The organism is Streptomyces sp. NPDC055749 (assembly GCF_053617235.1).
This window is the reverse complement of record NZ_JBSHFH010000006.1, coordinates 157,629-176,221: the sequence shown is the minus strand read 5'-3', so window position 1 is coordinate 176,221 and position 18,593 is coordinate 157,629. Positions and strand designations below refer to the sequence as shown.

Genomic DNA, 18,593 nt, shown 5'->3' with positions numbered 1-18,593 from the left:
TCCCCCCTGGACATCCAAATGAACGAGCAATTCCCTAGCGACGGCGGAATGCTCCTTGAATCCTATCCCCGGACCTCTCTAATGTCCGCAAGCAATTCAGCATCAGGTTCAGCGCCGGCTCACGTCTCGGTCGAGGGCCCAGTTCAGCTCCCCGAAGGATGCTCATGAACGCACTCCCCGCTTCGCCCGTCTCCCGCCGCAGACTGCTGGCCTACGGTGCGGCTGCCACCGGCGCAGTGGCTCTGCCCTTTGTCACGGCCCCGGCCGCCGGCGCCGCGGTCGCCACAGAGTCACCCGTATTCACCGAACTGGAGGAGCGGGCCCTGGCCTTGCGGCCACCCGCATTCCTCCTTGAATCCGCCGTACCGCATCAGATCACCGCGAGCCCGGATGCCGGGCTTCGCATCAGCGACGTGCGCTCTGTCTGCGGCACGCACTCCATGCGCTGGGACCACGGTCCGCGCTCCGTGATCACCGTCGACGCCGAGCTCGCCTGGGCCGCCGACCCGTACGACCCGAAGCCGCTCGCCGACCAGGCGTGGCAGGGCACCGTCGACACCTTCTCGGTGTGGATCCACAACGAGAAGCCCACCAAGGACGCCGTGCGCTTCGAGTTCGGGCGGGGGAGCCGCACCGACTGCTGGTTCGAGTTCCGGCTGGACTTCACCGGCTGGCGCACAGCGTGGGTGCGCTACGCGTACGACATGCACGGCCGCCCGCACCCTGCCATGGACACCGTCCGCATCATCGCGCCCCGCAGGCCCGGCACGCTCTGGATCGACCAGTTGCTGCTTAACGTGGCGCTCCGGCCCGACGCCCCGACCCGCGACACACAGGTCCCCGAGATCTGCATCGAGGGAGACGACTGGGACCAACAGCACTGGCAGGCGCTCCAGCTCTTCGACAGCATCCTCACCCGCACCACGATCCCCACCCCCAACCCGTCCGGGGCCGAAAGTGACGCGCTGCACGCCCTGAGGACCCGGTACCACGCCGACTACCTCGCCGCCGCACCCAAGGTCGACGACGCGTACGTCGCCACCCTCACCGGCCAGGCGAACGCACTCCTCACCGGCCGCCCCGTGTTCTCGTACCAGTCGCAGATCTACCCGCCCCAGATCAGCGCCGAACTCAAGACCTTCGTCGGCGCCGTCACCCTTCGCAGCGTCACCGACCTCATGCACAAGACCGCGCAGGCGCACGACGCGGCGGGCGCCGCCCACAGGCCGGCCCTCGGCACGCTCTACGTCCGGCTCGTGGAGCGGCTACGCGAACAGGGCTGGACGTACGGGAGCTGTCTCGGCACGATCCACCACCTCGGCTACGACATCCGCGGCTACTACGACTCCGTGTACCTGATGCGCGAAGTGCTGCGCGAGGCGGGCCTGTTCGAAGCCGTGCGCACCGACCTGACCTGGCTCACCGGCTCCGCGGCCTCGAACACCGCAACGCCCACGGCTCCACATCGGACATCATCAACACCACCGTACGAGGCATGCTCGCCGTAGCCCTCCTCCAGGACGACGAGCCCCGCCAGGTCGCGTATCTGAAGGCGCTGCGCGACTGGCTCAGCGCCTATCTGCTGCCCACCGACGGCATCCAGGACGGCCTCAAGACCGACGGCACCACCTTCCACCACGTCGGGTTCTTCCCCGACTACGCGCGCGACGGATTCGTCGGCCTCGCACCGATCGTGTACGTGATGAGCGGCGGCCTCTTCCGGATCTCGACCGAGGCCCACGACTTCCTCAAGCAGGCCGTCCTCACCATGCGCATCGTCGCCAACACCAACCACTGGCCCATCTCGCTCAGCGGCCGAAACCCCATCGGCACCACCGGCCTCGTCGTCTCACCCTTCCAATGGCTCACCATCGCCGGCGCCCCCGACGGCTCCAAGGACCTCGACCCGGAGCTCGGTGCCGCCTTCCTGCGCCTGCTGCCCGCCGCCCCCACCACCGCTCAGAAGAAGATCGCGACCAGGCTCGCCGCCGCCGATGTCACCGCGGAGAGCGCACCCACCGGCGCCTGGGCCTACAACTACGCCGCACTCGCCGTGCAGCGCCGCGACACCTGGCAGGTGACCGTACGCGGACACAACCGCTACCTGTGGTCCACCGAGATCTACGAAGGATCCAACTGGTACGGCCGCTACAACACCTACGGCCAGATCCAGGTCCTGCACCGCGGCAGCCCCGTCACCAACCTGGACAGCGGCTACAGCCACGACGGATACGACTGGAACCGCCGCCCCGGCACGACCACCCTGCACAAGCCGTGGGCGCAGCTGAAGGGCGACCTCACCGGCACCATCGAGGAAGTCCTGCTCACAGAGGAGCGGTTCGCGGGTGCCCACACCATCGACGGCCACAACGGCATGTTCGCGATGCGGCTGCGCGAGCACCCCAAGTACGACGGCAGCCATCGCGCCCGTACGTCCGTCTTCCTCTTCGACAACCGCGTCGTCGCCCTGGGCACCGGCATCGAGAACGACGACGAGGTCCACGAGACGGAAACCACCCTCTTCCAGACCCGCCTCGCCACCACCACCGCACCCACCCACGTGGGCGCGGAGCCGGTCACCGCGTTCCCCTACGAGCACCACCGCGAACTCACCTCCGCCCAGTGGCTGCTCGACGACAAGGGCCTGGGCTATTACCTCCCGCCCGGCCAGCACCTCGCGCTCACCCGCGCCGGCCAGCGCTCGCGCCACCACGGCACGGACGCCGAGACGCGCGGCGACTTCGCCACCGCCTGGCTACGCCACGGGACCGCGCCACGCGGTGCGTCGTATGCCTACGCCATGCTCGTCGGCGCGAGCGCCGAGTCGATGGCAGACTTCACCGAGGCGATGGCCGACGAGGCGCACGCGCCGTACACGGTCCTGCGAGCCGACGACACCGCGCACATCGTCACCGACCGGGCCACCGGCATCACCGGGTACGCCGTCTTCGACACGGCCCACAAACTCGACGCCGAGGGGCCGGTCCGGGGCGTCGACACCCCCGCCATGCTGCTCACCCGCACCGACCCCGACGACGCGTCGCTCATCCTGTCGGTGTGCGACCCGGACCTGCGCCTCTACGAGGGCCGCGACCAGGCCCAGTACGAAAACGGCCAATACACCGGCCGCTTCACCCCGTTCTCCCGCCCCTGGCTGATCAGTCCGAGCACCCCGCACACGCTGCGCGTCACGCTCGACGGCCGCTGGCACCCGGCTGCGGACCAGCCCTGCACCACGTCCATCGAGGACGGCCGCACCGTCGTTTCCTTCCGTACCGTCGACGGCCGCCCCGTCCAATGTCGTCTGACAAGGGAGTCATGATGATCGGAACCCTCCGCTCGCTGGCGGCTGCCGTGCTGACCATGGGCCTGCTCGGCGGGACCGCACAAGCGGGCCCGTCCACCGCACCCGCGCAGGTGGACACCGCGACCCCGCCGTCGGCCCAGCCCGCCGCCGGGCCCACTGGAACACTTGTGTTCAGCGACGAGTTCACCGGCTCGGCACTCGACACCGCGAAGTGGAAGGTGCGCGACCAGGAACGCACGGAGACCGGCCGAACCGACGGCATCCGCTGGTGGTACAAGCCCGCCAACGTCCGGGTGATCCCCGAGAACGGCGGCAACCTCGCCATCGACCTGCGCAACCTTGCCGCGAACCAGTACGCAGGAGGGCGCGTCGACACCGACGGCATCTTCGACTACACCCACGGCACACTCGAAGCGCGGGTCCATGTCCCGCCCACAGAGGGGCACTTGGGTGCCGTCTGGCTCCAGACCCACAGCTGGGGCACCATCAAGGGCAGCGCCGAGGACGGCGCGGAGATCGACTTGATCGAGAGCGCGTACAAGGCTGACAAGTACGCCGCGACCATCCACTACGACGGCTATGGCGCCGACCACCAGCAGTCCGCCCTGGTCGTCCCGGCGTCTGCCCTGCACAGCACGCACTACCACACCATCGGCCTCAACTGGTCCCCGTCACGCATGGAGTTCACGTACGACGGCACGGTCGTGCGTACCGTCACCGACCCCAAACTGATCAGTCAGGTCAAGGAGTATCCGATCCTCTCCCACGAGGTTCTGGACTGGGCCGAGGGTGACGTCACCGCGGCGCCACTTGACTACCGATCGACGATGTACGTTGACTGGATCCGCGTCTGGCAGTGAACATCGGGCGGCCGGGTGCGAGCAGGATGTCTCTGCCGTGCGCCCCACTCGGCGTGGGCGTCGGAGACGAGACGGCGCTGGCCGACCTCATGGGTGAGCTGCGCGACACGATGGCCCCCGACGACAGCAACCTGCCTGCCCCCGAGCAGATCGGCCAGGCGTTGAACATCGCCGGCCACGGCAACCGGTCCCGCGTGACGGTGACCAGCGCACACGCCTCCGGGGAAAGCAGTGCCACGATCGCGCCGACCGTCGACGACGAGCCGGGACTGTTCGGCACGACGGGCCGCCGGATCAGCGCCACCATCGTGGGCCGGGCGCCTCGGGCTCTCGTTCACCACGTAACTCCGCCACGTTGATTGTCAAAGGGCAGGACCGGGATTCCGGCCGCTTCTGCGTGTGCGCGGAGCGGCGACCGGGGACCGGGTGGTGTGTCAGCGCAGGAACAACGTGATGTCCGCACTGTCGGTGCTGTAGAAGCTTTCGTCGAAGGTTTTCCTGGTGCCGGAGCCGCAGGTTTTGAACTCGCGGATGGAGTCGACCCAGGGGTCGATGCGGACGACGGCGCATTTGGTGTCGGCGCGGGTGTCGTCGACCCAGTCGTAGACCTTCAGCTCACCATTGGTGCATCTCAATGTCCATTGGGCGCTTGCCCCGTCGATTCGGGGGGACCGGGTCGTGGGACAGGTCGCGGCGCTCGCCGGCGTAGCGGCGGCGATGAGGCCAGGAGCGAGGACGCCGCTCATTGCCGTGGTGGCGAGGATCTTCGTGAAGCGGGGCATGCTCATGTCTCCTTCACGCCTCTCGGCGTGGGGTCACAGGGGTGGTTACGGTGCGGGCGTGTAGTGGACGACGGTGGTTTCGCAGGGGCCGTCGGCGTACACCGCGAGTGCGTCGGCCTCGGTCTGGTCGATGGCCAGCTCCCAGCGGAGCTTGGTGGCGGTCCACTCGGCGAGGTAGAGGCAGTGCGCCTCGGTGCGCGGTGGCATCCAGGTCGAGGGGTCCTGATCGGATTTCTGACGGTTCGTACGTGCGGTCACGGCTACCAGTGAGGTCGCCGCATCCTGGTCGTTCGCGTATGCCTCACGGCGCTTTGCATTCCAGTTCGAGGCCCCAGCCGGCGGGGAGCGTCATTCGAAGCGTGCGGTATTCCCCTGATGGCGGTACGCCCCCCTGGGCTGCGATCTCGGTGCCTGGGAGGGCCGGGAGCGCACACGCCACGAAGCCAGGCATCGGGTTATCAATGTCTCTCGGGAAGGCGTTGGGGTCCGAAGTCGACTCGAAGCTCGCGGGACGGTTCAATGCCTGGGCGCGTGGACGGAGCTGGGATACCGGCTGATCCTTGAGCATGACCTGGTGTCGCCCGCCAGCATCGCTGCCCTGCCCCGGCCGGTGCGCCTCGCATCGGGGAGCAGGGAGGCACGCCACCTGGCCGGAGAGATCATGGAGCGTGCGGCGAGCCACCATGGCTGCGACGAACTGCTGGTTGAGAGCGCCGGCGTGATCGCCAAGTTCGGCGCGCCTGGACCGGCACCTGCAGTCGCGGCCATCCGACTACCTGGTTACCTTCCGCGCACTGCTCGCGGTCGAGGAGCAGTACTACTGGGCGAACGTCCTGGGGGACTTCGCGGACGACTTCTACGACTTGCAGTGCCCTCACTGCGGTGAGGTGACCGTTGCCATCGGCGACTACGGGCGCTGCTCGGCGATCCGGGACTGGAGCCTGGGCGATGCGGACCGGCGTGATCTGCGGCCGAGGCCCGGCGAGGAGTTCACGGGCGTCGGCCGGTGGATGTACGAGATTGCTGTCCGCGATGGGGAAGTCGCACTCGCTAAAGGAATCGCGCATCTCTTCGGAAAGGCCGAGTGTCCGAGGTGTGCCAGCGTCCTCACTATCGCGGACGAGTATGAGGCTGCCAACTGCCCAGTCCTGCGCTAGCACCATGCTGCTCGAGCCCACTGGGCAGCAGTCAGCGACATGTACAGAGCAACGAACAGATGGCGAGAAGGAGACTCGCTGGCCTCATGAGTGCTGCAGGGCTCCGATGACCTTCTGTCCGATCTGTTCGGCAAGCCATTCCGCGAAGCGGCCCTCGTAGCCATCGCCGCTGTGGCGCCGAACGTGGACGAGCACCAGGTGCGTGTCGGCGCGGGCGTCGAGTTCACGAGAGTCACAGTTCAGTAGGAGCGTGACCTCGGCGTGCTTGTTCTCGCCGTACAAGTCACGCTCGGGTGCCTCGGGCCACGACAGTGAGGACCAGTGGATCGCAGCCGGGTGGGGGCCTATCACCGCGGCGAAATGATCCTCGATGCTCCCTAGGGTCTGGTCAAGCATCGAGACGGTCAAGGGAAGATACGCCTGTGTGTCAGCCAGGTTGTCGGGAAGCTCACGGGCGGGAGCCGAGCAGGTCAGGTCCGGGATGCCGGGCGGCGGAACGACAGGCGCGTCCATGTTCCAGCACGTGAACCACGAGTCCGGCAGAGCGTCACGCAGCCGCCTCACCTCCGCCACGGTAGGCACCTCGGCCTCCACCGACACCTCGGAGTAAGGCTGGGCACCGAAGGCCACCATCTGGCGAGCCACACGCAGGGCCAGATCAAGGTCGGGTGTCCGGAAGACGGGGTAAGCAACGCCGTTCGACATGGGAAAACTCTGCCACGACCTCAGACGAGGAGGCCTTCCGTTTTCTACCGCAGGTCCGGCAAGATCCAAACGACATGCCCTAGGTCGACGGCAGTAGTTTGGCGCCCGGGCGGGTTCGTGCCCACCCACGGGTGATTCAAGAGGTGGACAAGGGGAGGGTGTTGGTGCAGCAGCGAAGTGAGGGCCACGGGCTGGTTGTCACGGCCTGGGTGCTGGTCCCGCTGGGGTTGATGTTGTTTCTGGGCGCCATCGGAGGGATCGGGCGCACCGGTGGTGGCCTGGACCGCGAACGGATCACCGTCACGAACGACGCCATGCGGCCCACATACGGTCCGGGCGACCAGCTCACCATTGGGCGGATCGATGAGGGCGAGATACGTCGGGGCGATGTCGTCCTCGTCCATGTGCCAGGCAGGTACGGGGGCGCACCGGTCCTGCAGCGGGTGATCGGCCTGGGCGGTGACCATGTGGAGTCCCGCGAGGGTGCGCGGGTCATGGTGAACGGCAAGCGGCTCGACGAGCCGTACGTGAAGCGGGACGAGTTTGGTGTGATGGGCACGCGCACGCCCTATGACGTGACTGTGCCGGACGGGCGGCTGTTCCTCCTCGGCGACAACCGGCCCAACTCGAATGATTCGCGCTACTTCCTCGACGAACAGTCGGGCAGCGTCGCGGCCTCCGGGGTGCGCGGCCGGGTACAGGAAGAGCAGGCCACGCCGCTGGTGCTGTTGTCCCTGGGCGCTTTGGGAACACTGTTGATTGTGGTCGGGGCCGGCCTGGGCATCGGGGGATACGTGACCAGGGGGCGCTCTCGAAGGGAGAGTGTGGTGGTGCCGACGTGGCCTGTGGCTTAGCAGTCCAGCAGAAGGTCGCTGGTTGACCTACGTTCGGTGCCGGGGGTGTAAGGGGACTTCGATCGTGCGAGGGGCGGTCTCTCGGAGACCGCCCCTCGATCGTGCGGCAACGCCGCAGGTATTGACAGCGGCGGGCGACTGCTTGGCGTCAGCGGCACGGTCGGCCTTTACCTGGTGCGTTCTTACCTTTGCCGTGCCCGGGCAGTCAGGTGCGTGGATCGCTGATGTCGTCTTCCATGGAGCGGGACGAAGACGTGGTCGCGGTGTGGGATACGGGCACGCGATGTGGCCCCACACCTCAGCCGAAGGCCGCCGTACGGAGGTAGGCGTACTGCTCCGAGCCGAGACAGCCCCGTGAGGTTTTGGCGGCGCCGCTGCCCGTGCCGTAGTGGATGACGGTGGCGCCGGCCCGGGCTGCGGCCTCGACCAGGTGGTAGAAGAGCAGCTCGAAGTAGAGCGGCAGCCTGCGCTGGGCGGCATAGTCGAACCCGGCGCGGTGCGCGAACCAGCGGTCCTGGTGGACCACGATCAGCGCGAAGCCGATGATCTCGCCGTCGAGGCGGGCAGTGGCCGCCAGCGCGTCCGGTCCGCAGGCGCCGAGCGCGCGCTCCAGGATGGCCGTGGAGCGTGCGGGGGTCCAGGCACTCATTCCGTATTTGCCGAGGAGGGTGGCCTCCAGCTCCGCGAAGCGGGGGATGTCGGCGGGTTCGAGCGGGGCTATGGCGATCTGGACGCCGGCATCGCGCACCGCCCGGCGTTCGGCGCCGATCCGGCGGCGGCGGTGCGCGGAGAACCCGGCGAGGTACTCCGCGAAGCCGCCCTGCGGCACCAGCAGCCAGTGGTAGCCCTCGGAGTGGAAGGAGCGGTAGCCGCGGCGGGTCAGCAGGGTCCGCAGCGCGGCGTCGTGTTCGTCGACGTGAAGGAAGGCGACGCTGCGCAGTCCCTCCTCGTCCGCCATACGCTCGGCGGCGCCCAGCAGGCGTACGCCGGTGGCATCGTGAGCGTCGTGGCCGTCGCGGCCGTCGCGGCTCAAGAAGGTGGTGCGGCCGAGGTGCCGCCCTCCGCAGACGAGGCCGGGCAGCAGGGCGTCGGTGAGGTCGCCGGGAAGGTCCGCGGCCAGTTCCTGTGCTCCCTGCCATCCCTCTTCCGCGCACAGCCGCAGTACGGTGTCGGGCCGGCCTGCGAGCCACGGGGCATCCGCGTCGGCGACCGCGGTGGCCAGTGCACCGGCCAGGCCCTCGCCGTCGGTGAGGGTGAGATAACGCATGGCCGCGCCGGAGGTGTCCTCCACCACGTCGAGCCAACGGGTCGTCAGATAGGCGTTGTCGGGACCGGCGAGACGGTCCCAGGACGTGCGGGGAAGGTGCGCGGCCCGCCGGACGACGCCGAGCGCGGGGGGAAGGGCGGATACGCCGCCCGGGGTGGGCTGTTCGTGCGTCAGGCCAGGTGACGGGGGTCTTCGGTCGTCGCGTTCGGCGGTCCGGATGTCCACGTCCGGTGTGTGCATGGTGGTCTCCTCATCAGCGCCATGGCGGCCGGTGACGTCGCGTACGGGCCCGTCGGCCGGTCGGCCCCCGGAGCCGTCGGCGTGTCCCGTCGGCCGGTCTGTGCCGGTTGAGCCGTTTCTGTTGGGCGATGGCGCCGTGCCGTGAGGCTCTTCCCGTGACGGCGTGCCGCAGGTCCGCGCAGGTACCGCATGCCCCGACGGGATGGGGTCGCCGTACGAGGCGTACCTGGGCGGGCGGAGCCGTCATGGGGCAGAGCGCAGAACGTGGGCGGAGCGGGCGTAGCGCCCCGCGGGGCGCAGAGGAAGGGGTACCGCACCGGCACACGGCGGGAGGGCCGGGATCAGGGGCGCGGGGCGGGACGAACCGCAGCGAACGTGGTCGTGTCGTCACCTGCGGCGCGGTGGCGAGGACAACGTAGGGCAGTGCCGTGCGGCGACGCAAGCGCCCGTATGCCAGGAAAGGGACGTCACGCCGCTGTCGTCGCGCGTCGGCGGATATCAGCAGCAAACCGATGGGAGAGGTGACCTGCCGCTTTGCCGGGAGATTCCTGATGTTTCCCCAACTCCCGTACACCTCCAGACTTTTCGTGTCTCTTCACCCGCTCTCCGTCCCCTCTCGCCCGCTTGCGGCGCTCCCGTGCCGCCTCTAGCATCGTCGCGCTCCCGGCAGGACCCGGGCGGCGTCGTCCCGCACCTCGGAGACCGCCGCCCACAGGGCCCCGTCGTGGGTGTGCGCCGCACCACGGTCCCGTGCCGTCACGGGGCCGCGCCCCCTGAAAGGCACTGGTGATGGTCGGACCACCCCGTTCCACCGCCGGCGGAGGCGAGGTGGGCGCCCTGCGCCTGCTGCTGGCCGCCCAGGCGCTGAGCCAGCTCGGTTTCCGTCTGCTGGGATTGGCGATGCCACTCCTTGCGACCACTACCCTGCACGCTTCCGCCTTTGAGGTCAGCGCCGTCGCGGCCTGCCAGACGGCGGCGTTCCTCGTCATCGGGCTGCCCGCGGGGGTGTGGGTGGATCGTATGCGCAAGCGGACGGTGATGATCGCTTCCGACCTCGGCCGCGCCGTGGCCCTGGGCAGCATTCCGGTGGCGTGGAGCCTGGGAACCCTTGACGTGCTCCACCTGTGCGCGGTCTCCCTCGTCACCGGCATCCTCACAGTCTTCTTCGACGTCGCCGAGCAGAGCTACCTGCCGCATGTGGTCGGCGGTGACCGCCTCGTCGCCGCCAACGCCCGGCTGATCGGCGTCGAGGAGGTGGCGGGCGTGGTCGGCCCCAGTGCCGGCGGTCTGCTCATCCAACTGGTGACCGCGCCCCTTGCGATCGTCGCGACGGCAGTGGGCTACGTGTGGTCCGCCCTGTGCGTCGCCCTGATCCGTCGGCCGGAACCGCTTCCGCCCCGCAAGGACCGCCCCAGGCTGCTCCGGGGTGTCGCCGAGGGCGTGCGAGTGGTGACGCGGGACGCGCTGCTGCGGCCCATCGTGCTGTGCTCCACGACGATGACCCTGTTCTGGAGCATGTCCTACGCGATGCTCCTGGTCCTGCTCGCCCGCGATCTCGCGGTGCCCGCGACCACGGTGGGTCTGCTGCTGACGGCGGGGAGCCTCGGAGGCGTCCTCGCCACGTTCGTGGTGCGCCGCCTCATCGAGAGGCTGGGGGACGCGACGGCGGTGAAGTACAGCGTCGCGTGCGGCGCCCCGCTCACCCTGCTCGCCGCGCTCGTCCAGCCAGGGTGGCGGCTTGCTTTGGTCAGCGTCTCGCTGTTCGGGCTGGGCGCGGCGCTCGTCGTCTACAACGTGTCCCAGGTCAGTTTCCGCCAGCGGACCGTGCCGCCCGACCTCCTGGGCCGGGTCAACGCCACCGTGCGGTTCTTCGCCTGGGGGGCACGCCCCATCGGCAGCCTCTGCGGTGGTGTGCTGGCCGAACTGTTCGGTGCCCGGGGTGCAGTGCTCACGGGGGCGGTCGGCACCTCGCTCGCCTTCCTCTGGCTATTCCTCTCCCCGTTGCGCCGGATGCGAACCCTGCCGGCCGGCCCGCCCTCCGGCGAACCCCTGGCAGTCACCTGACCGGGACCGGCCTTGCCCGCCCCACCGCACCACCGGGTCCGAGCCGCGTCGCTCGGCCCCGCCCCCGTCCGCCCGACGAACGGAAGCCCTACCGTGACCGACGCACTCCCCCCGACCGACGCGACCGGCGCCCCTGCGATCGTGTGGATCACCAACCCTGACAACTACGACCCCCGACGCCACCTCCTGCTGCAGAAGGAGGGCTCCGACCGCGTGAACCTCTTCGAGCGCAACGGTCTGCCCGTGCGGGTGGTGCACTCCGGGGATCTCGTGCCGGCTTGGTCCGGCGGGACGCCGCGCCTGTACCTGGACGAGGAGGACCTGCTCGGCGGCGGTCATGCCTTCCTGCTGTCGGACTGGACGTGGGACGCCGGCATCGGCCGTCACATCCAGGCGATCACGCGGACCATCAAAGCGGCCGGCCGGGTGCTCCTCAACGACGGCATCCGTGACGCCGAGTCGCTGGGATCGGACAAACTCGCGATGTGCCACGAGGCGGCGGCGCTCGGGATTCCGGTCCCGCCGACGGTCGCGGTGCCCTTCGGGCGGTACGCCCGCCGGGTGCTGCCGGTGGTCAGCCGGGAGCTGGGCACCGGTCCCTACGTGGTCAAACCCCGGGCCATGGCCATGGGCTTCGGGGTGCTGAAGGCCGAGGGCCCAGAGCAACTGACCGCCGCGGTCGACCTTCTCACCCCGGCGGCGCTGGGCGCGGTGGTGCAGCCGTTCCAGGAGAACGACGGCGACGTGCGGGTGTACGTACACCGGGGGCAGGCGGTCGCCGTGATGCTGCGCCGCCCGAAGGAGGGCTCCTACCTCGCCAACGTGAGTGAGGGCGGCTCCGGCGTGTCCTTCGACGGCGACGACGAGGTGCGCACGCTCAGCAAACGGCTGGCCGCGGGGGTGGACGCGGACTACCTGTGCGTGGACTGGCTCCTCACCCGCGAGGGACCGGTGTTCAACGAGTGGATGACGGTCTCAGCGGCCTACGAGGACCTGCCGGAGCCGGACCGCTCCCGGGTGGCGGCAGCGCTCGTCACGTATGTACGGGACCGGATCACCGCGGGCTCCTGACGCGCCCCGTCCGGGGCGCACCCATGGCGGTTCGCCCCGGACGACCTCAGCGCGACCTGCTGTCAGTGTGCAGGGGAGGCGAGCGTCCACTCGACAGGTTGGTGCTTCATCGCCCTGGCGAAGGACTGTTTGATGGCGCTTCTCCGGCTTTTGGCCGAGGCGGGGAAGCCATCGGGCTGGTACGTCAGGTGGAAGATGGGCATGACTGCGTCAGTCGAGACCTGCACGTCAATGCCGTCGTCGCCGTGCAGGACTAGGGAGGTCTGTGTCTGGCGAGGCACTTCACCTAAGAGCTTGCAGATCATTAACGCGTCGTCTTGATCTTGCTGTTGGGTGTGCTGGTTTGGGTGTGAACCCGGGCCTGGAGGACGGAGAGGGCGTCGGGTGGGGTCGTCGCGGGTGGGATGACGACGCCGCGTGTCTTGAGTAGTCGCCTGCGGCCATGCCGTCGGCGGTGAGGGCCGTGGACGTGCTCTCGACCGAGCCGTCTGCGCCGATGCTCTCGCTGACCATGATTTTGCCGCCTCAGTCGGGCTGGTCGATCCCGGCCACGTCCGTCCGACCGCCGCCCCCGTCTAACTCGCCCACCGCGTTTCCCGGGCCGTGGAACTCCACCGCCCGGCCGCCAGCCCCTTCGTCCCACCGAACAGGATGATTCGCGCGCCTTGGCCGGCCGATTCGAGCAGGTCCGTGTATGGGGACGTGCGAGTCACGCTCCCTCATGCCGTGCTGGTCATAGAGGTCAAGCGCCGCCGAACCAACCACCGAACGGGCAGGACCGGCAAGAAGGCGATCTGATCCTGGCAGCGTCACCATCTCTCTCATGCGGCAGCCGACTGGGCGAACCTCTTAGCAGCCACCGACCCGCTAGCGGTACGCTACGCCCACGCGCGAGAGCTACTTCATGTCACGACCTGAGAGCGGATCAGCCCCGGTCGGCGACGTGGTGGAGTTCCGCTTCAACTCCACCGCGTTGGTGAACTGGGTCGGTTAGCAATTCAGTTGGCACTCTGGCGGAGCGGCGGGGATACCGGTGGACTGGACGATCTGGGCGCGGTCTTCCTCCACGTCGACTCCTCCACGACCACACCCGCAATCGGTGAAGTGCGCCGCCTGCTGCCTGTTCGATCGTGAACGACCGCGTGCGCGAGAAAGCCAACGGCTTGTCAGCTCGAGCGAGCAACGACCTGTCCGACGACGGAGAAGCGCCTCTCGCACTGTGGGCAGCTTGCCTCTCCGAAGGCATGGGTGAGGGCGTTCGCCACATCCTCGTGGCCGTCCGACAGGGCCAGCTCGTAGAGGCGGTGGCCGAGGCCGTCGAGGGCGGAGGGGGCGGCCGGATGGAGAGGGAGGGTTTCGGCGGCATCGTCGGAGAGGGCGTAGTCCTCCGACGTGCTGAAGAAGCCCCGCTCACCAATGATCACCCATACCGTCGCGCAGCCGTCTGGATCAGGGCACTCGAGCTCGTACTCCTCGCTGACGATGCCCCAGATCAGGTCCTCTGCCCAGTGGATTTCGCCCTCCAGATTCAGGACCGCCTCGAGCAGATGGCAATAGTCGTTACGGTCGGCGGTGGCCTGCCGCCACCGGTTCGAAGCGGCCAGCAGGCGGCCGACTTCGGGCGCGTGCTGATGCCGTAGTTTCCGGGTCTCGTATCGCTGGTCGGCCTGAACAAGGAGGGCGCCGGCCAGGTGGAGGGCCGCAGCCGCCGTGTCGGCGTGGTCACCCTCGGCCATGTCCTTAAGGGCGGGCAGAACCAGCGGATGAGAGACTTCGAGGGAACCGTTGTGGTATAGCTCTGTCCACAGGTCGCTCCATGCCTGACCGTCCCGACCAGTGGCGGCTCGGTCCAGCAGGGTAGTCAGGCGGTCGGAATCGGCGTCGTCTGTATGGGGAACCGGCGAACTCTTCGTCATCTCCGACATCCAAGCAGACTCCGGAGACCCTGTTTTCAGCCCGCCACGGCCGCAATTTACCCAACCGAGTCGCCGTACTCGAACCAACGCTCACCGTGATCTATAGAGCAACGGATTAAAAGTCCCGGTGCGGGCGTGTTGGGTGGTTCCTGACAGTTCTTCAGTGTCCGGGACCGCCTGGTCAGGGCAGGTGCGGGGTGATGCGCGGTCTGCTCCATGACGGCCGGTGCCATTCAGTCCGCTCACGCACGGCTCACGCAAGAGAGGATGATCTCGCTGTGCGGTTGACAGGGCGCCGACGCTCGGACGCGTGCTCAGCTGTCTCCGGGGACGCTTCTGTCCTTGGGGTGCGTCCAGAAGTCGGGGCAGCTGGTCTTCATGCCGGTGGGCAGCCACTGGGCGATTCTCTCGCGGGTCAGCTCCAGTTCGCCGGTGCGGTAGTACCGGTTGGAGATCCCTGGATGGTTCCAGACCTTGATCAGCAAGCGTTCCCCCATCGCGATCGGAGAATATCCTTCCTCCGGCGCGGCGATGTCTACGTCCAGCCGCTGGGGTCCCTCCTCCGGCTTGATCCAGTCCTTGATGGCCAAGGTCACCGTGATGTGCGGGAGCCAGTCGTCGGGTTTGGGCTCGGGAGGGCGCGTGTCGCGGATCGCGAGAACGTCTCCTTCGACAATGGTCTCGGCGCAGGCGATCGACTCGGCGACGCTCAGCGACTGTGACCCTTCGCCAGAACCGTTGGGACGGTCGGTGGAGAGGGTCGCCACCAAAACGGTTGCCACCACGGCAACGGTGACCAGCCCTCCGACCAGGGCGCGCCTGTGCCGGTTGGCAGCGTGCAGTTGTTGGGGGGTGTCGGCCTGTCCCGCTTCCTCGCCCATCATCTGAAAGGCGCGTCGGAGTCGTGCTTCGTCGTTGTCGGTCGGCTGCGTCATCTCAGATCACCTCCTGGGTGCTCAGCCGGGCGCGCATGGCGCCCATGGCGGTGTGCAGCCGGCTCTTGACCGTGCCCTCAGGGATATCGAGCAGGCCGGCGATGTCGCGGACGGTCAGGTCGGCGTAGAAGCGCAGGGTCAGTACCTGACGTTGGCCGGGCGGCAGCTTCTCCAAGGCATCGGCCACCGCCAGAGCCAACATTCGGTCTTCCTGTGGATGCTTCGGCGGCCAGCGCGACCAGCGGTTTGCCAGCCGCTCGCGAAGCGCCGTGTCCCGCTTCTGCTCGGTTATGCGGTAGACATCGTAGGCTTCGCCATTGCGCAAGCCGCACCCCGACATGAGGTCGATCACGAGTCGCAGCCCGTCACTTGCGACTGCCTTGAGCGCATGGAGTTCGTCCAGCGTCGGGATGATGACTTGCCCCGGCGCGTAATGCCGCTGACGCGCGAGCCATGACGATGAGTACTCGCCGAAGCGCTGCTTGCCCGTTTCCCGCTTGAGCACGGCCTGCTGCGGAACGGTGGCATGTTTTTCGTTGTAGAGCTTGGTCAGTCGGTCCAGGGCATCCTGCTGCGTTGCGTACCCACCCTCCTCCCGCTGCTGACCGGCGGCATCGCGGAAGCGGATCCCATGGGGATGGGGGCAGCGGTTCTGCCTGGTGCAGGGGCAGGTCTTGAAGAAACCGCCCATCCCACGGATGAGTTTGGCGCCCAAGACTAGGGCACGTTGATGAGTATTCTCAACGGTTCCTCCCGGCTAGGTTTCCAGCTGGGCCCTGGAGCAGGGTATTACCGGGTCAAGGGGTCTGCAGGGGTTCGTGACGCGTGGCGGTCGGTGGCTGGGGCAGGCGGTGTTCGGCGGGGCTGATGCCGACTCGATGCTGAGTTTGCCGACTCTTCGTCAGGAGTGCTCGGCGGTCGAGCGTGCGAGCGACGGGCGGCCGCCGGCAAGTGGCAGATCGCGTCCGTGGAGGCCCGTAACGGCATCGTCGTACTCGGCCTGACGGTCCTCCCGCATCTGGCGGTTCGTCCCGTCCATGGCCGAGGTCCGCCCGCGCGTAACGTCCTGCGGACCGGCCTCAGGCCGGAAGCCGGCGCAGCAGTCCCGCGAAGTCTGCCCCGGACGGCAGTGTGCCGAAGGCCAGACCCCCGTCCCCGGCCAGGCGTGACGCGCAGAACGCGTCGGCGACGGCGGCCGGGGCGTGCCGTACCAGGAGCGAGCCCTGCAGGACGAGTGCCGCGCGTTCGATGATGCGGCGGGCGCGGAGCTGAGCGTCCTCGGTGAGGACGAGTTCACCCCGGAGTTCCCGCCAGGCGGTGTCGAGCCGGCGGTCGGCTCCTTCCGCCTTGCCGATCTCCGCGTGGAAGGCTTCCAGTGCCTCGGGCTCCCGCGCCAGGGCGCGGAGCAGGTCGAGCGCGTTGACGTTGCCCGAACCCTCCCAGATCCCGTTCAGCGGAGCGTCCCGGTACAGCCGGGGCATGCCCGATGCCTCGTCATAACCGTTGCCGCCGAGACACTCCAGGGCTTCGGCGACCACGGCGGGCTGCCGCTTGCACACCCAGTACTTGCCGACGGCCGTGGCCAGACGAAGGAAGGCCCGCTCGCCGGAGTCGCCGCGCTGGGCCCGGTCCGCGGCCCCGGCCAGGCGCAGCCCGAGCGTGGTGGCGGCCTCCGACTCCACGGCCAGGTCCCCGATCACGTTGCGCATGAGCGGCTGGTCGACGAGCTTGGCGCCGAAGACCGACCGGTGGCGTACATGGTGGGCGGCCTGTGCCAGGGCGGCACGCATTCCCGCCGCCGAGCCGAGGACGCAGTCCAGGCGCGTCATGGTCACCATGTCGATGATCGTGCGCACGCCCTTGCCCTCGGTTCCCACCAGCCAGGCCACGGTGTTGTCGAACTCGGGCTCGCTGCTGGCGTTGGAGCGGTTGCCGAGCTTGTCCTTGAGGCGCTGGATGCGGAACGTGTTGCGGCTGCCGTCCGGCAGGACGCGGGGGACCAGGAAGCAGGACAGGCCGCCGGGGGCCTGGGCAAGTACGAGGAACAGGTCGTTCATCGGCGCGCTGGTGAACCACTTGTGCCCGCGCAGCCGCCAGGTGCCGTCGGGGTGCTCGGTGGCGGAGGTCGTGTTGGCACGGACGTCGGTGCCGCCCTGCTTCTCCGTCATGCCCATCCCGGCGAGGAGTCCGCCCTTGTCGGCGGGGGTGCGCAGACCGGGATCGTAGACACGGCTCGCGAGCAGGGGCTCATACGTCTTCGCGAGCTCGGGGGAGTTGCGCAGGGCGGGAACCACCGCGTACGTCATCGAGACGGGACAGCCGTGCCCGGCCTCGGTACTGCTCCAGACCATGAAAGAGGCGGCGCGGGCCACGTGGGCGCCCGGCCGCTCGTCGGCCCAGGCGCTGCCGGCGAGCCCCTCGCCGACCGCCACGTCCATGAGGGCGTGGTACGAGGGGTGGAAGTCGACCTCGTCGACGCGGTTGCCGTACCGGTCGTGCGTGCGCAGCACCGGCTCGTACCGGTTGGCCTCATCGGCCCAGCGCTGCACCTCCTCGCTGCCCGCGCGCCTGCCTATGCGGTGCAGGTCGTCGAGGCACCATTCGGCGCCCTCGCGGCGTACGCCTTCGAGGACTACCGGGTCGTCGGCGATGTCGTGGCCGGTCAGCGGCGGAGTCTGGTTGGTCACCTCGTGGGTGACGGCGGTGGGGTGGCTGAGGGGTGTGGTGGTCGTGTGCATGGGTGTCCTCCTGGTGGGCGGGTGTGGTCAGCCGCCTGCGCACCGCAGCGCCATCGCGGTGAGCTCGGCGACGAGTTCGTCGGTGTCACCGTCGTCATGGGGGCCGAGCGGGTCCACCAGGACCTCGCCGACCGCGCCGGTGAGCGCGGCAGCGGTGATCTCACAGTTCTGCGCGGGCAGCAGGCCCGCCGCCATGCCTTCGCGGACCACTTCGGCGAAGAGTGTCCGGTAGCGGCGCCGGAAGTCGAGGCGCTCGGCTCCGACGGCGGGTTCCGCCGGAGCGGCGAGCAGGGCGTGGGCGAGGCCACGGTTCTCCAGTGCGCGGCGGGCGAAGACCTCGATGCCGCGGGTGAGGTGCTCGACCGGCGAGCCGTCGGGGCTGTGCAGCACCTCTGCGAGTACGTCGACCTCCCGTCCCGCGGCCCGCCTGAACACCTCGACGGCGAGTGCCGACTTGGACGGGAAGTGCTGGTAGACGGAGCCCGCCGCCATCCCGGCCGAGTCGGCGACAGCGTTCACCGACGCCTGCGACCAGCCCACTTCGGCGACCACGGCGGTCGCACAGTCGACGAGATGCTCGCGCGCCGCTGCGAGGCGACGGAGTTCGGCCGGGGTCTTTCGGTACGCCATGGAAGAAGTGAACCATCATTCAGAACATAAGGCCATGGCAGCCCGCCGGTCGGCCTGATGACTGTGA

At 68.7% G+C, this 18,593-nt stretch carries 17 protein-coding genes and 1 pseudogene; 8 read left to right on the top strand and 10 right to left on the bottom strand.

Features of this window, described 5'->3' with window-relative positions; translation table 11 throughout:
• Positions 1–164: 164 nt before the first annotated feature.
• From ACWGO0_RS06835 to ACWGO0_RS06820, 4 genes are read left to right on the top strand one after another with little or no spacing between them, the layout of a single operon-like run.
• Positions 165–1,508, top strand: coding sequence for a chondroitinase family protein (locus tag ACWGO0_RS06835; RefSeq protein WP_453529122.1), 1,344 nt, complete (start codon positions 165–167; stop codon positions 1,506–1,508).
• A complete protein-coding gene (locus tag ACWGO0_RS06830; protein ID WP_453529119.1) occupies positions 1,496–3,322 on the top strand; it encodes a chondroitinase family polysaccharide lyase in 1,827 nt (608 codons plus the stop codon). The genes ACWGO0_RS06835 and ACWGO0_RS06830 overlap by 13 nt, the downstream gene beginning before the upstream one ends.
• Positions 3,319–4,167, top strand: a complete 849-nt coding sequence (locus ACWGO0_RS06825; RefSeq protein WP_453529116.1) for a glycoside hydrolase family 16 protein — start codon at positions 3,319–3,321, stop codon at positions 4,165–4,167. Before ACWGO0_RS06830 ends, ACWGO0_RS06825 begins: the two co-directional genes overlap by 4 nt.
• Positions 4,168–4,193: 26 nt before the next feature.
• Positions 4,194–4,526: a hypothetical protein gene (locus tag ACWGO0_RS06820; RefSeq protein ID WP_453529113.1), complete on the top strand. Its 333-nt coding sequence runs from the start codon at positions 4,194–4,196 to the stop codon at positions 4,524–4,526.
• 75 nt (positions 4,527–4,601) lie between these two features.
• Here the strand turns inward: ACWGO0_RS06820 and ACWGO0_RS06815 are convergent, their stop codons facing one another.
• Both ACWGO0_RS06815 and ACWGO0_RS06810 read right to left on the bottom strand, forming a co-directional pair.
• Positions 4,602–4,949, bottom strand: a complete 348-nt coding sequence (locus ACWGO0_RS06815; protein WP_453529110.1) for a hypothetical protein — start codon at positions 4,947–4,949, stop codon at positions 4,602–4,604.
• 45 nt (positions 4,950–4,994) lie between these two features.
• A pseudogene (locus ACWGO0_RS06810) lies at positions 4,995–5,285 on the bottom strand (GmrSD restriction endonuclease domain-containing protein); the annotation flags it as partial.
• A gap of 551 nt (positions 5,286–5,836) precedes the next feature.
• Between ACWGO0_RS06810 and ACWGO0_RS06805 the strand changes: the two are divergent.
• Positions 5,837–6,106, top strand: a complete 270-nt coding sequence (locus ACWGO0_RS06805; protein WP_453529107.1) for a hypothetical protein — start codon at positions 5,837–5,839, stop codon at positions 6,104–6,106.
• An 84-nt stretch (positions 6,107–6,190) separates the two neighbouring features.
• On the opposite strand, the gene ACWGO0_RS06800 is transcribed toward ACWGO0_RS06805, so the two are convergent.
• The gene (locus ACWGO0_RS06800; RefSeq protein ID WP_453529104.1) at positions 6,191–6,811 is read right to left on the bottom strand and encodes a hypothetical protein; all 621 of its coding nucleotides are present in this window, start codon (positions 6,809–6,811) and stop codon (positions 6,191–6,193) included.
• 158 nt (positions 6,812–6,969) lie between these two features.
• Here ACWGO0_RS06800 and lepB point away from each other — a divergent pair, with 158 nt between their 5' ends.
• Positions 6,970–7,665: a signal peptidase I gene (gene lepB, locus ACWGO0_RS06795; RefSeq protein ID WP_453529102.1), complete on the top strand. Its 696-nt coding sequence runs from the start codon at positions 6,970–6,972 to the stop codon at positions 7,663–7,665.
• Between the two features lie 298 nt (positions 7,666–7,963).
• Here lepB and ACWGO0_RS06790 read toward each other — a convergent pair whose 3' ends face one another.
• Positions 7,964–9,172, bottom strand: a complete 1,209-nt coding sequence (locus ACWGO0_RS06790) for a GNAT family N-acetyltransferase (protein ID WP_453529099.1) — start codon at positions 9,170–9,172, stop codon at positions 7,964–7,966.
• A 789-nt stretch (positions 9,173–9,961) separates the two neighbouring features.
• Between ACWGO0_RS06790 and ACWGO0_RS06785 the strand changes: the two genes are divergently transcribed.
• Together ACWGO0_RS06785 and ACWGO0_RS06780 are read left to right on the top strand one after the other, a co-directional pair.
• On the top strand, positions 9,962–11,236 hold the full coding sequence (locus ACWGO0_RS06785; protein ID WP_453529096.1) for an MFS transporter: 1,275 nt from the start codon (positions 9,962–9,964) through the stop codon (positions 11,234–11,236).
• A 93-nt stretch (positions 11,237–11,329) separates the two neighbouring features.
• A complete protein-coding gene (locus tag ACWGO0_RS06780) occupies positions 11,330–12,307 on the top strand; it encodes an ATP-grasp domain-containing protein (protein ID WP_453529093.1) in 978 nt (325 codons plus the stop codon).
• Positions 12,308–13,473: 1,166 nt separating this feature from the next.
• Here the strand turns inward: ACWGO0_RS06780 and ACWGO0_RS06775 are convergent.
• The 6 genes from ACWGO0_RS06775 to ACWGO0_RS06750 all read right to left on the bottom strand — a co-directional run bounded on the left by ACWGO0_RS06775 (position 13,474) and on the right by ACWGO0_RS06750 (position 18,526).
• On the bottom strand, positions 13,474–14,232 hold the full coding sequence (locus ACWGO0_RS06775) for a hypothetical protein (protein ID WP_453529090.1): 759 nt from the start codon (positions 14,230–14,232) through the stop codon (positions 13,474–13,476).
• 305 nt (positions 14,233–14,537) lie between these two features.
• The gene (locus ACWGO0_RS06770; protein WP_453529087.1) at positions 14,538–15,158 is read right to left on the bottom strand and encodes a hypothetical protein; all 621 of its coding nucleotides are present in this window, start codon (positions 15,156–15,158) and stop codon (positions 14,538–14,540) included.
• A 1-nt stretch (position 15,159) separates the two neighbouring features.
• Complete coding sequence (locus tag ACWGO0_RS06765; protein WP_453529084.1) at positions 15,160–15,873, bottom strand: RNA polymerase sigma factor; 714 nt, start codon at positions 15,871–15,873, stop codon at positions 15,160–15,162.
• 186 nt (positions 15,874–16,059) lie between these two features.
• Positions 16,060–16,197, bottom strand: coding sequence for a hypothetical protein (locus ACWGO0_RS06760; protein ID WP_453529081.1), 138 nt, complete (start codon positions 16,195–16,197; stop codon positions 16,060–16,062).
• Between the two features lie 40 nt (positions 16,198–16,237).
• Complete coding sequence (locus tag ACWGO0_RS06755; protein ID WP_453529078.1) at positions 16,238–17,896, bottom strand: acyl-CoA dehydrogenase family protein; 1,659 nt, start codon at positions 17,894–17,896, stop codon at positions 16,238–16,240.
• Between the two features lie 27 nt (positions 17,897–17,923).
• Positions 17,924–18,526, bottom strand: coding sequence for a TetR/AcrR family transcriptional regulator (locus ACWGO0_RS06750; protein WP_453529075.1), 603 nt, complete (start codon positions 18,524–18,526; stop codon positions 17,924–17,926).
• Positions 18,527–18,593 lie beyond the last annotated feature (67 nt).